The sequence below is a fragment of the Flavobacterium sp. P1_E4 genome (assembly GCF_056405915.1).
Genome location: NZ_JBFUBE010000012.1, coordinates 1 through 12,760, shown reverse-complemented (window position 1 = coordinate 12,760; position 12,760 = coordinate 1). Strand labels below are relative to the sequence as shown.

General features: G+C 34.2%; 11 protein-coding genes. 8 read left to right on the top strand and 3 right to left on the bottom strand.

Annotation, left to right across the window (positions count from 1 at the left end):
* Nucleotides 1–34: 34 nt before the first annotated feature.
* The 3 genes from secA (at nucleotide 35) to AC1DY0_RS12150 (ending at nucleotide 5,203) form a co-directional block, all read left to right on the top strand.
* A complete protein-coding gene (gene secA, locus AC1DY0_RS12160; RefSeq protein WP_477188867.1) occupies nucleotides 35–3,376 on the top strand; it encodes a preprotein translocase subunit SecA in 3,342 nt (1,113 codons plus the stop codon).
* A gap of 130 nt (nucleotides 3,377–3,506) precedes the next feature.
* Nucleotides 3,507–3,857, top strand: coding sequence for a DHCW motif cupin fold protein (locus AC1DY0_RS12155; RefSeq protein ID WP_477188866.1), 351 nt, complete (start codon nucleotides 3,507–3,509; stop codon nucleotides 3,855–3,857).
* 53 nt (nucleotides 3,858–3,910) lie between these two features.
* A complete protein-coding gene (locus AC1DY0_RS12150; protein ID WP_477188865.1) occupies nucleotides 3,911–5,203 on the top strand; it encodes a DUF389 domain-containing protein in 1,293 nt (430 codons plus the stop codon).
* 325 nt (nucleotides 5,204–5,528) lie between these two features.
* On the opposite strand, the gene AC1DY0_RS12145 is transcribed toward AC1DY0_RS12150, so the two are convergent.
* Entirely contained in the window at nucleotides 5,529–6,995 is a 1,467-nt protein-coding gene (locus AC1DY0_RS12145; RefSeq protein ID WP_477188864.1) for an aminoacyl-histidine dipeptidase, read from the bottom strand.
* A gap of 147 nt (nucleotides 6,996–7,142) precedes the next feature.
* Here AC1DY0_RS12145 and AC1DY0_RS12140 point away from each other — a divergent pair, with 147 nt between their 5' ends.
* From AC1DY0_RS12140 to AC1DY0_RS12130, 3 genes are all read left to right on the top strand, one after another.
* Nucleotides 7,143–8,204 (top strand): DUF3810 domain-containing protein, encoded by a 1,062-nt coding sequence (locus AC1DY0_RS12140; RefSeq protein ID WP_477188863.1) that lies wholly within the window; start codon nucleotides 7,143–7,145, stop codon nucleotides 8,202–8,204.
* Between the two features lie 233 nt (nucleotides 8,205–8,437).
* The gene (locus tag AC1DY0_RS12135) at nucleotides 8,438–8,941 is read left to right on the top strand and encodes an RNA polymerase sigma factor (RefSeq protein ID WP_111409049.1); all 504 of its coding nucleotides are present in this window, start codon (nucleotides 8,438–8,440) and stop codon (nucleotides 8,939–8,941) included.
* A complete protein-coding gene (locus AC1DY0_RS12130; RefSeq protein WP_477188862.1) occupies nucleotides 8,938–9,591 on the top strand; it encodes a hypothetical protein in 654 nt (217 codons plus the stop codon). Before AC1DY0_RS12135 ends, AC1DY0_RS12130 begins: the two co-directional genes overlap by 4 nt.
* 31 nt (nucleotides 9,592–9,622) lie before the next feature.
* Here AC1DY0_RS12130 and AC1DY0_RS12125 read toward each other — a convergent pair whose 3' ends face one another.
* Both AC1DY0_RS12125 and AC1DY0_RS12120 read right to left on the bottom strand, forming a co-directional pair.
* Entirely contained in the window at nucleotides 9,623–10,432 is an 810-nt protein-coding gene (locus AC1DY0_RS12125) for a lysophospholipid acyltransferase family protein (RefSeq protein ID WP_477188861.1), read from the bottom strand.
* Between the two features lie 97 nt (nucleotides 10,433–10,529).
* On the bottom strand, nucleotides 10,530–11,183 hold the full coding sequence (locus AC1DY0_RS12120) for an NUDIX hydrolase (protein WP_477188860.1): 654 nt from the start codon (nucleotides 11,181–11,183) through the stop codon (nucleotides 10,530–10,532).
* A 92-nt stretch (nucleotides 11,184–11,275) separates the two neighbouring features.
* Between AC1DY0_RS12120 and AC1DY0_RS12115 the strand changes: the two genes are divergently transcribed.
* Both AC1DY0_RS12115 and AC1DY0_RS12110 read left to right on the top strand, forming a co-directional pair.
* Entirely contained in the window at nucleotides 11,276–11,713 is a 438-nt protein-coding gene (locus AC1DY0_RS12115) for a DUF4268 domain-containing protein (protein ID WP_477188859.1), read from the top strand.
* A gap of 41 nt (nucleotides 11,714–11,754) precedes the next feature.
* Nucleotides 11,755–12,399, top strand: a complete 645-nt coding sequence (locus AC1DY0_RS12110) for an endonuclease III domain-containing protein (protein WP_477188858.1) — start codon at nucleotides 11,755–11,757, stop codon at nucleotides 12,397–12,399.
* The last annotated feature ends 361 nt before the right edge of the window (nucleotides 12,400–12,760 follow it).

Sequence of the window (12,760 nt, the reverse complement as noted above, 5' to 3'; positions counted from 1 at the left end):
CACAAGTTACATTAAATAGAAATAAAAATAAATCATGAGTTTCATAAACAGTATTATTAAAATCTTTGTTGGAGACAAATCTGAGAAAGATGTCAAAGCTTTACAACCGTATTTAAGCAAAATAAAGACTTTTGAAAGCGCTTTGCAATCCTTGTCAAATGATGAATTAAGAGCTAGAACCGCTTTTTTTAAAGAAAAAATAAAACAAGCACGTGCCGAAAAAGATGCCAAAATTGCTGCCCTTAAAGTAGAAGTGGAAAGCATTGAAGACATTGACAAACGCGAAGATATTTATCTTGCAATTGATGCTCTTGAAAAAGAAGCTTACGATATATCTGAGAAAACATTAATGGAGATTCTTCCTGAAGCTTTTTCAGTAGTTAAAGAAACTGCAAGACGTTTCAAAGATAACTCACAAGTTGTAGTTAGCGCTACCGCAAAAGACAGAGAACTTTCGGCTACAAAAAGCTACATTACACTTGATGGTGATAATGCTATTTGGGCCAATACTTGGAATGCTGCTGGTAAAGAAATTACTTGGGACATGATTCACTATGACGTTCAATTAATTGGCGGAATGGTTTTGCACGAAGGTAAAGTTGCCGAAATGCAAACGGGGGAAGGAAAAACTTTGGTAGCTACTTTACCTTTATACTTGAATGCTTTGACTGGAAACGGTGTGCATTTAGTAACTGTGAATGACTACTTAGCAAAACGTGATAGCACTTGGAAAGCACCTCTATTCGAATTTCACGGAATGACTGTAGATTGTATTGACAATCACCAACCGAGTACACAAGGAAGAAAAAATGCATATAATGCAGACATAACTTACGGTACCAATAACGAATTTGGTTTTGATTACCTAAGAGATAATATGGCACATTCGCCAGAAGATTTAGTTCAAAGAAAACACAATTACGCTATTGTCGATGAGGTCGATTCTGTTTTAATTGATGATGCTCGTACACCTCTGATCATTTCTGGCCCAGTTCCTCAAGGAGACCGTCATGAATTTAATGAGTTGAAACCAAAAATTGAAAATTTAGTAGCATTGCAACGTCAATTGGCAAATGGTTTTCTTGCTGAAGCTAAAAAATTAATCAAAGAAGGAAATACAAAAGATGGTGGTTTCTTATTATTGAGAGCTTATAGAAGTTTGCCTAAAAACAAAGCGTTGATTAAGTTTTTGAGTGAGGAAGGAGTTAAGCAATTGCTCCAAAAAACCGAAAACTCTTATATGCAAGATAACAATCGTGAAATGCCAAAAGTGGATGAAGCTTTGTATTTTGTGATTGAAGAAAAAAACAACCAAGTTAGCTTAACAGACAATGGTATCAAATTCCTTTCAGGAGATACTGACGCTGACTTTTTCGTGCTTCCAGACATTGGAACCGAAATTGCTGCAATCGAAAAGAAAAAATTGGACAAAGATGCCGAAGCGGAAGAAAAAGAAAGATTGTTCCAAGATTTTGGTGTAAAAAGCGAACGTGTTCATACTTTGACACAGCTTCTGAAAGCTTATACTCTTTTTGAAAAAGATGTAGAATACGTAATCATGGACAACAAAATCATGATTGTAGATGAACAAACAGGTCGTATCATGGATGGTCGTCGTTATTCTGACGGTTTACACCAAGCGATTGAAGCCAAAGAAAATGTAAAAATCGAAGCTGCTACACAAACATTTGCTACCATTACATTACAGAATTACTTCAGAATGTACAACAAATTGGGTGGTATGACCGGTACAGCTGTTACTGAAGCTGGTGAGTTATGGGAAATCTACAAACTGGATGTGGTAGAGATTCCTACTAACAGACCAATGGCTCGTATAGACAAAGAAGATTTTATATACAAAACAACTCGTGAAAAATTCAATGCAGTTATTGAAGATGTAACAGAATTATCAAAAGCTGGAAGACCAGTTCTAATTGGTACAACTTCGGTTGAGATCTCGGAATTATTGAGCAGAATGTTGAAAATGCGTGGTGTAGCTCACAACGTATTGAATGCAAAAATGCACAAACAAGAAGCACAAATTGTTGAGGAAGCCGGAAAACCTGGTGTAGTAACAATCGCTACTAACATGGCTGGTCGTGGTACCGACATTAAATTATCTCCTGAAGTGAAAGCCGCTGGAGGTTTGGCAATTGTAGGTACAGAACGTCACGATTCTCGTCGTGTTGACCGTCAGTTACGTGGTCGTGCAGGACGTCAAGGAGACGTGGGTAGTTCTCAGTTTTATGTTTCCCTTGAAGATAACTTAATGCGTTTGTTTGGTTCTGAAAGAGTTGCCAAAGTAATGGACAGAATGGGATTGCAAGAAGGAGAAGTAATCCAACATTCGATGATGACTAAATCTATCGAGCGTGCACAGAAAAAAGTAGAAGAAAATAACTTTGGAGTTCGTAAACGTTTATTGGAATATGATGACGTAATGAATGCACAACGTGAAGTAGTTTACAAACGTCGTCGTCACGCCTTGTTTGGTGAGCGTCTAAAATTGGATATCGCAAACATGCTTTATGATACTTGCGAACTAATTGTTGATGAAAACAAAGCTAAAAACAGCTTCAAAGATTTTGAATTTGAAATTATTCGTTATTTCTCATTTACATCACCAGTAACACAAGAGGAATTTTCTAAATTAACCGAAATTGAAATCACAGGTAAACTTTATAAAGCAACCCTTGAATTTTATACTCAAAAAACAGAAAGAAGTGCTAGAGAAGCTTTCCCTATCATCAAGAATGTTTACGAGGACAGAGGAAATCAATTTGAGCGTATCGTAGTTCCGTTTACAGATGGAATAAAAATGTTTAACGTAGTTACTGATTTGAAGAAAGCCTACGAAACGGAAGGAAATCAATTGGTAGCTGATTTTGAAAAGAACATTACTTTATCTATTGTTGATGAAGCTTGGAAAAAACATTTACGTAAAATGGACGAATTGAAACAATCAGTTCAATTGGCCGTTCACGAACAAAAAGACCCATTGCTTATTTACAAATTGGAAGCTTTCAACTTGTTCCGTGGTATGCTTGACAATGTGAACAAAGACGTAATTTCGTTTTTATTCAAAGGTGATTTACCAGCTCAAAATGCTCCTGTAATTGAAGAAGCAAGAATCGAGCGTCAAGTGGAAGATTACCAATTAAGCAAAGATGAAATTCCAAATAGTGAAAGTGCTAATCGTGAAGCTGGAGAAACTCAACAACGACAAGTAACTGAAACTATCGTTCGCGATCAACCAAAAATTAACCGTAACGATACAGTGACAATACAAAATGTTGCCAATGGGCAAACACAAGAAATGAAGTTCAAGAAAGCTGAAAGTTTAATAGCTAGCGGAGCTTGGGTTTTGGTTTCTTAATAAAACATAGATTTGATTTGAATCCCCAATTACGAAAGTAGTTGGGGATTTTTTATTCTCCTCATTTTTAAATATTGAACAAAAATGGTGTTTTATTACTTAAATTTACTTTCAATAAAAAATAAACGGAATGTACACCATACCTTTTCAAACTATAGATTGGGATCAAATAGAAACTACAGAACACAAAGGAACGACGGGAACAGCCTATTGGCAAACTGCCCTATTAGACGGTCTTCGAATTCGAAAAGTTATTTATTCAGACAATTACAAAGCTGACCACTGGTGTCAAAAAGGCCATATTGTACATTGCTTAGAAGGTGAATTTGTCAGCGAACTCGAAAATGGAGAAACTCATAAACTCACTCAAGGGATGATCTACATTGTTTCGGATGATTTGAGTTCTCATCGTTCCATAACAGCAAACAAAGTCACATTATTAATTATCGATGGTTCTTTTTTAAAACCAAAAGAACAATAACTTTCAATTTAAATTCATCAACTTTATAGTTATTTTTCACAATAAAAAATAGTATGAACAGATTAATAAGCAAGCTCATCAATTTCGTAGACCTGCAAAAGGGAGAAGAAGACAAAAAAAAGGTTCTAGAAAATATAGTGAGCAATATCTCTTTTCGAGGTTCTAATTTATGGATTTTGGCCTGCGCTATTGTTATTGCTTCGGTAGGACTCAATGTCAATTCGACTGCCGTGATTATTGGAGCAATGTTGATTTCGCCTTTAATGGGCCCTATCGTAGGTGCCGGTTTTGGATTAGGAATGTATGATTTTGAATTGGTGAAAAAATCAATCAAAAACCTCGCGATAGCAACAATTGTGAGCTTAATAGTTTCGACACTTTACTTTTATATAAGTCCGTTCAAAGAAGTCCAATCAGAACTGTTGGCACGTACTTCACCCAATATTTATGATGTTTTGATTGCATTTTTCGGGGGATTGGTTGGAGTTATTGCGGTCACCAGAGTCGAAAAAGGAAATCCTATTCCGGGTGTAGCTATTGCTACTGCTTTAATGCCTCCTTTGTGTACAGCGGGTTATGGATTAGCGACCGCAAATTATCTATTTTTCGGAGGAGCGCTGTATTTGTACACTATAAATTGTGTTTTTATATGCATTGCCACTTTTATCATTGTCAAATTTTTAAAATACCCAATTGCCAAACAAATTGATTTGAAACATCAAAAGCAGGTGAAACAAGGAATTACAGCACTTCTTCTAATTATGATTATTCCAAGTGTATATTTTGCCTATCGATTATTTGACGAAAAAAAATACATACAGCGAACTGAAGAATTCATCGAAAAGGAATTTCCTCAAAAAGAGTACACTCTTATTTATAAAAAAACAGACTATAATACCAATCCAAAAATTATACAATTGGCTTTTTTGTCCAAAAAATTCAACCCTATCGAAATTAAATCCTTCAATCAGAAATTAAAAGAATATGATTTAATGAATACACAACTCTTGATTAAGCAGGACACTTTTGATTTAAAAAATGACATCCTAAATACCATCAATAGCCATAAAAAATCTGGAGCCGATAAAGATGAACTGATTAATAATTTACAAAAAACTATTTCAAATTATCAAGCCAACAATACAAAGGTCAGTAATGAAGTTACTATTCTATTTCCTGAAATTAAACCAATTGCTATTACACAGTATGCTAGCAAAAACAAAACAATTCCAGTACTTTTATACAAAAGCAAAACTGAATTGAAATTAGATTCTAAAAGAAAATTAATGAATTGGCTCAAGCAAAGATTAGAAAAAGATAGTGTAGAAGTATACAGACAACGGTAATGATCTAATATTGAATCAAAAAAAATGGGTACCTTTACTAGACTAAATTCAATTATTAAAAAATAACTAAAAATATACTATTATGTCAAAAAGTCAAGACGCTAAGAAAACCGTCAAAAAAGAGCCTCTTAAAACCGCTAAAGAAAAAAAGGAAGAAAAGAGAGAAAAGAAAAATAGCCCGAAAAGGGATTAATTTGCTGATCATAGATTGCAGATGACAGAAAAAAGCAGTTTAAAAATAAAATGAATTATTTTTAAACTGCTTTATGTATTAATGCAAAATTGTCTAATTTTTATACTCTGAAATCTGCAACCTGAAATCTGACTACTTTTTTACTGGAATATTTTCTAAAATTTCCAATACAAATTTCCAATATTTTTGAGCAGAAGAAATACTTGCTCTTTCATCAGGAGAGTGTGCCCCATGAATGGTTGGTCCAAAAGAAATCATATCCATATCAGGATAGTTTGTCCCAAGAATTCCACATTCTAATCCAGCGTGACAAGCCGCTACATTTGGTTTTTCACCATTTTGTTTTTCATAAATGGAAACCAAAACATCTAATATTTCAGACTTAGGATTTGGTGACCAACCTGGGTATGATCCTGAGAATTCCACTTCGCAACCCATTAATTCAAATGCAGAACGCAAAGCATTCGCCATATCAAATTTGGATGATTCTACTGAAGAACGTGTCAAACATTGAACAGAAAGTTTCCCCTCTCCTACCACTACTTTGGCAATATTATTAGAAGTCTCAACTAAATTATCAAAATCGGCACTCATTCTATAGACACCATTATGAGCAGTATACATCGCTCTAACGAAGTAAAATTGGGCTATCGTTGGCATTACGGTTGCTGGAACAGTATCCAATTTTTCAAAAACCACTTCCAAGTTAGGTTCAGTAGTTTGAAATTCTGCTTTGATTTCGTTAACAATTTGTTGCATATCAAATACAAAAGCCTCGTCGTAAACAGCTGCAATAATTACTTTTGCTGTGCTTTCACGTGGGATTGCATTACGAAGACTTCCTCCATTTATTTCAGAAATTTGCAATCCAAAATTATCAAAACCGTCAAATAATAAACGATTCATAATTTTATTGGCATTACCCAAACCTTTGTGAATATCCATTCCAGAGTGTCCACCATTCAGTCCCTTTACTTTAATAGTATAAGCAACAGAACCTTCAGGAGTTTCCTCTTCATCATACTCTGCAGTAGCGGTAACATCCATTCCACCGGCACATCCAATACCAATTTCATCATCCTCTTCGGTATCCAAATTCAATAAAATATCTCCTCTAAGAATTCCACCTTGCAAATTCAATGCTCCCGTCATTCCGGTTTCTTCATCTATGGTAAACAAAGCTTCAATAGCTGGATGCGGAATGTCTTTACTTTCTAAAATTGCCATAATAGTTGCAACACCAAGACCGTTATCGGCCCCAAGAGTAGTTCCTCTAGCACGAACCCAATCCCCATCTACATACATATCGATTCCTTGTGTATCAAAATCAAAAACAGTATCTGTATTTTTTTGGTGCACCATATCCAAATGTCCTTGCAACACAAGCGCTTTTCTGTTTTCCATTCCTGGTGTGGCAGGCTTACGAATAATTACGTTTCGGATTTCATCTTCAAAAGTTTCCAGCCCCAAACTGTTACCAAAGTCTTTCATAAACTCAATTACACGTTCTTCTTTTTTGGAAGGACGAGGTACCGCATTCAAATCGGCAAATTTGTTCCAAAGTGCTTTTGGTTCTAGATTTCTTATCTCTTGACTCATTCTGTTGTATATTTTTTAATTAAAAACGTTTAAAATAATAAAACCTCAAAGTTACAAACTCCTAAAGCTAGTTTTATAAAAGTTTTAAATTATTTTAAAATAAATAATCCACCAAAATTTGTTTCTTTACAATACAATTAATAAAAAATGAAACGAAGTTACATTCTCCCCTTATTCTTGTTGATACAAATTATGATCCTAAAAATCATTCGGTTTTTTCCAGAATGTGTAGAACGTTTTTACAGTAATGGATTGTATGTTTATTTTTCAAAGCCTTTGAGAATAGTTTTTGGAAAAATTCCTCTCTCTATAGGTGATTGTTTGTATTTTATTTTGATTGTAATGCTTGTCAAATGGCTTTGGACAAAAAGAAAATCTTGGAAAGAAGAATGGAAAAACAATCTTTTGACAGTTTTAAGCGTTCTTTCCGTGTTTTATTTTTTCTTTCATCTTCTTTGGGCATTGAATTATTATCGTGAACCGTTGTTCGAAAAAATGAATATCGAAAGAGATTATACCGATGCTGATTTATTGACTTTTACCAAAAAATTAATTGCCAAAACGAATGCAATCCAAAGTCAAATCACAAAAAATGACAGCTTGAAAGTGGTATTTCCCTATTCTCAAAACCAAGTTTTCGAAATGAATCAAAATGGATATAAAAATCTGTCTAGAGAATATGATTTTTTCACCTATTCACATTTGAGTATTAAGAAATCCCTTTTTAGTTTGCCTCTCACCTATATGGGTTTTGGAGGTTATCTGAATCCGTTTACCAATGAAGCACAAGTCAATTATTTAGGTCCAATGTACAGTTTCCCGATGACGACAAATCACGAAATGGCCCATCAAATGGGATATGCAAGTGAAAGTGAATGTAATTTTATAGGCTTTATGTCTTCCATAAAAAATGACAATCTGTACTTTCAATATTCAGGATATAGCATGGCTTTGCGCTATTGTTTGGGTAATTGGCAAGTACGAAACGAAGAAGTATTAAAACAATTACTCAAAACCGTCCATCCTGGTATTTTGAAAAACTACCAAGAAAGTGAAGATTTTTGGGAACAATACCAAACCCCAATTGAGACAGGATTCCACGCTTTTTATGATCGATTCCTAAAAATCAACCAACAAAAAGATGGTATGGACAGTTATAGCAAATTTGTGAATTTGATGGTGAACTATTATAAAGTAAGACCGTTATAAATTATGAATAACCGTTTTTTCCTTTGAAAAGGTCTTATAAAAAGCTAAATTTCTGAATTAGCCCCGATTGTCGTGGAAATCCTTATAAGCCGGTGTTCGGCTTATAAGATTGAAACAGAAAGCGGGAGAAATGTTGTTATGAGTGATTGATTTGTGCTCCTAATTATTATGTTTATTTAAAATAAAAAAGTGACGTTTTGTAACAAAATGTGCGGGTGTCGTACTAATGGAATATGAGTGAAAATCTAGAACCTTCTTTTGTCAAGCAACTGCAAGAAAACCAGAATATAATCCACAAGATTTGTCGATTGTATACTGCTGGTGAGGATGCTCATAAGGATTTGTTCCAGGAAATCACGATTCAGTTGTGGAAAGCTTTTCCGAAATTTAGAGGGGAAAGTAAATTTTCGACTTGGGCTTATCGAGTCGCCTTGAATACGGCGATTACTTTGTATCGAAAGAGTAAACGCAGCATTGCAACCGTTGAGTACGAAGGGAGACAACATTTTACGCATGACATAGAATACAATTATGAAGAAGAGGAGCAATTGAAATTGATGTACCAAGCGGTTTATCAGCTGAATGATATTGAGAAAGCGTTAGTGTTTATGTATTTGGAAGACAAGGATTATACCGAAATATCGGAAACTTTAGGAATTAGTGAAGTGAATGCAAGGGTAAAAATGAATCGTATAAAAGGGAAATTAAAAAAAATATTAAATCCATTAGGCGTATGAAAGAGTTGGATTTATTAAAAAAAGACTGGAAAAAGAACGCAGCTTCTTTTGAGCAGGTATCGGAAAATGAAATTTACAAAATGATTCATAAAAAATCATCTTCGGTAGTGAAGTGGATTTTTATAGTGAGTATCATAGAACTTGGATTAGGGTTGGTATTGGGATTGGCTTTATCGTTTACCAAATACGACGAGAAAAACGTAGAATTAATTAAACATTTGGGTGTTTATGGCTATTATATAGCCGCAACCGTCCTATTATATGCTGTTATTCTGTATTTTATTTTCAAGTTTTATACAATGTATCGTAAAATTGCGGTTGATGATAATACCAAAAAACTCATTTCCACAATATTAAAAACTCGAAAAGTGGTGAAGCAATACATCGCATTTAACCTGTCATTTTTTGCAGTGTTTTTCATTATTTTTGGTGGCTATTTGTTTTACGAAGGCTATTTGGAAGGAGCATCAAAAAATGGGGCCATTCATCCCGAAATGCCATTGAACATTGCCTTGATATCGTTCATCGTACTAATTTTGGCCACAGCGATTTTCACCTTCGCATTCTGGTTGATTTATAAATTAATCTATGGAATTTTATTAAAGCGTTTGCAGAACAACTTCGAAGAATTGAAGAAAATTGATTTATAAAAAAAAGAGACAAATGTCTCTTTTTTTTATTTTAATATTCCCATTGTCTCTTTTTATTCAGCTCTTCTTGTTCCTGTAATTCCTCTAATGGAATTACTTTAAGGAAAGATGGATGTTGCTCAATGGCGTATTCTACCATTTCAACAATTTCATCAATGGAATCGTTATCATAATCAATTGCCAAAGGCTCTTTGATGACAAGTGACTGAAGAATTCCCTTCTTTTTCATATACAACCCTTTCTTGCAAAATGAACGTCGAAAACCATCAATTACAATAGGGACAACTATAGGTCTGTGCTGTTTTATGATGTGAGCCGTTCCTTTTCGAACTGGTTTAAACGATTTGGTTGTTCCCTGCGGAAAAGTAATTACCCAACCATCAGCCAATGCAATCTTAATATTCTCCGTATCATTTGGATTTACATCCTTTTTTTCGGTTACATCCTTACCTTTGGCACGCCATGTTCGTTCAACAGTAATTGCGCCCGCATAGGCCATGATTCGGGGCAGTAAGCCTGCTCTCATTGTTTCTTTGGCAGCCACATAATAAATATTTAATTTTGGATTCCACATATACCAAACATTCTTTATAGAATCTTCACGCCCACTTAAACTGGCATTAAAGACATGAAACATGGCAGTTACATCTGCAAAATAAGTTTGGTGATTGGAAATAAAAAGAACGTTTGTATTAGGAAGTCTTTTAATAATTTCGGAACCTTCAATTTGTAGTTCATTAAAACCACGATAACGTCTGTGGCTAATAAATCCGAAGATTCTAATCAACCATTTTTTTATAAATAGTATGTGTCCAAAAGGATTTCGCTTAAATAATCCCATAAGATTGATTGTTTGTTTTTAGATTTGGGATTGCAAAATTACGATTATTTTTCCTTTTTTAATATTAAAAGGCAATGCTTTTAACAAAACGAACCATTCAAAAATTGATTTTATTCAAAACAGAATTCAAAACAATTTTCAATTCGCTTAACATCATAGCTGTTGCTCCCCAAACAATGTGCCCATCAATTTTGAACGCAGGCACCTCAATGGATTTAGCATAAGAAGTCGTCATTTCAGCATTGACTACAATGGAATCACTTAAAAAAGTAGTTAATGGCAATTCAATTATGTCTGCCACTTCGGTAGGATCAGGATAAAAAGCTATTTCGTCCCTGCAAATTCCCAAAAAGGGATAGACCATAAAATTGCTCGGAGGAATGTATAAATGGGTAAATGCTTTTAGCACTTCAATTTTATCCTGTTGAATCCCGATTTCCTCGTAGGTCTCCCTTAATGCTGTCTGCATAAAATCGGTATCTTCCTTCTCATATTTTCCACCTGGGAATGCTATTTGTGAAGAATGAACACCTTTGTATGAATTTCGCACTATCAAAACCAAATGAGTAATGCTCTCTTTGGGGTAAAGCAACATCATTACTGCTGCTGTTTTGGGCTTTATTTGTTCAAAATTTAATTTTCTAAAAATTTCAAGTCGTTCACTTGGCACCATAATGTTATGAGCCGCTTCTCCCGGAAGATTTACAGCATCCAAATGAGGAACAATTTGTAAAAAATCTTGAAAATCCATAATCAAAGGTTATTTTTGCAAATAAAATAATATCTAAATATACTTTAGAAATAAGTTCCAAACAAATTTTTAAACATTCAAAACCTAACAATATGTACAGCAAAGAAGAAAATCAAAAACTAAAACACGAATTTTGGGTCGAATTTGCGCAAAAATACCCAAGAAAATGGGTCCTGTACGATACCAAAATAAAAGATTTTTCATTTAAATTCTATGTCGAAAATACCAAAGCCCAAGTACATATAGATATCGAAATGAGAAATACAGAATTGCGCACGCAATATTTTGAAAAACTCCAAGCATTAAAAAATATACTCGAGGAAGAATTTATCAAAGATTTAGTATTTGAAAAAAATCACACTTTAGAAAACGGAAAAACCATTAGCCGTATTTGGGTTGAAAAAGGAAATGTAAGTGTTAGCAATCGCAAGTATTGGGATGAAATATTTGATTTTTTCAATGAAAAAATGAATGCCCTGGAATTATTTTATTTTGAGTATGATGAATTTATAAAAGATATTGAAAAATAAGCTTTTATATTTCGTAAATTGTTAATCAAAAATTGTTCAAAATGGATTTATTTAGAGAAACAAATGATTGGGAGGCTAAATTAGCCCCTATTCTAGAAAGATACAAAGACCGAAAACATCCACTAGATTACCAAAACCTTTATCAATTAGTCGTTATGGTAGTCCTTTCGGCTCAAGATTCGGATGCCAATATTAACAAAATTGCACCAGCCTTGTTTGAAATTTTCCCCAACATGGAAAGTCTGGCTGTTTCGAATGTTGATGCATTAATTCCGCATATTTCCAAAGTTCGAAATTTTGGCACCAAAGCCAACTGGTTAATTGAGATTGCACAAACAGTCCAAAAAGATGAAAATATTCCTCTCACAATGGAGAATCTAACCGCTTTAAAAGGAATCGGACGAAAATCAGCCAACGTTATAATGCGAGAGGCTGGAGTTCCTGCAGAAGGAATCATCGCCGATTTACATGTTATTCGTGTCTCTCCAAGAATTGGATTAATCCCTGAAACAAAAGACGGTATCAAAGTCGAAAAACTACTTATGCAAATTTTACCAAAATCAATTTGGAGAGAAATTGGAATGGCCATTTCATTTCTGGGTAGAGAAATTTGTAGACCACAACCAAAATGTGAGGAATGCCCAATTAATTCTATTTGTCTGTATTATAAAACCAGTAAAAAATAAAGATTTATATTCTTCTTTAAAAACTTCTCGATTTTTCTCCTTAACATTATGGCATGACCACAAGGGTCAGGCCGTCCATTATATTCCCGATTAACAAAAACTACGACAAAAAGGGATCAAGAACAAAACCTGGGGAGGAAATGTCAAAATAAAATAAGAGCTTTGTAATCTAAGAATTAGAGATGACTCCTATAGACCTTTTAAAATTTATGCTACCTGATTTTTTAGTAGATCACTTTGAAGTGATTTCCGCTACTAACACAGAAGAAATATTACACTTGTATTTTGAGGAGAAAATCAAACCTCCACAAGAGTTTAATGCATTTGAACTGGTATCAAAAGGCTTTCAGGATGAGATTAC

Coding starts and splice junctions, on each gene's coding strand:
- AC1DY0_RS12145 (WP_477188864.1), bottom strand. CDS start 6,995: ATGAGTCAAGAGATAAGAAATCTAGAACCAAAAGCACTTTGGAACAAA.
- AC1DY0_RS12115 (WP_477188859.1), top strand. CDS start 11,276: ATGTACAGCAAAGAAGAAAATCAAAAACTAAAACACGAATTTTGGGTC.
- secA (WP_477188867.1), top strand. CDS start 35: ATGAGTTTCATAAACAGTATTATTAAAATCTTTGTTGGAGACAAATCT.
- AC1DY0_RS12140 (WP_477188863.1), top strand. CDS start 7,143: ATGAAACGAAGTTACATTCTCCCCTTATTCTTGTTGATACAAATTATG.
- AC1DY0_RS12130 (WP_477188862.1), top strand. CDS start 8,938: ATGAAAGAGTTGGATTTATTAAAAAAAGACTGGAAAAAGAACGCAGCT.
- AC1DY0_RS12120 (WP_477188860.1), bottom strand. CDS start 11,183: ATGGATTTTCAAGATTTTTTACAAATTGTTCCTCATTTGGATGCTGTA.
- AC1DY0_RS12155 (WP_477188866.1), top strand. CDS start 3,507: ATGTACACCATACCTTTTCAAACTATAGATTGGGATCAAATAGAAACT.
- AC1DY0_RS12125 (WP_477188861.1), bottom strand. CDS start 10,432: ATGGGATTATTTAAGCGAAATCCTTTTGGACACATACTATTTATAAAA.
- AC1DY0_RS12110 (WP_477188858.1), top strand. CDS start 11,755: ATGGATTTATTTAGAGAAACAAATGATTGGGAGGCTAAATTAGCCCCT.
- AC1DY0_RS12135 (WP_111409049.1), top strand. CDS start 8,438: ATGAGTGAAAATCTAGAACCTTCTTTTGTCAAGCAACTGCAAGAAAAC.
- AC1DY0_RS12150 (WP_477188865.1), top strand. CDS start 3,911: ATGAACAGATTAATAAGCAAGCTCATCAATTTCGTAGACCTGCAAAAG.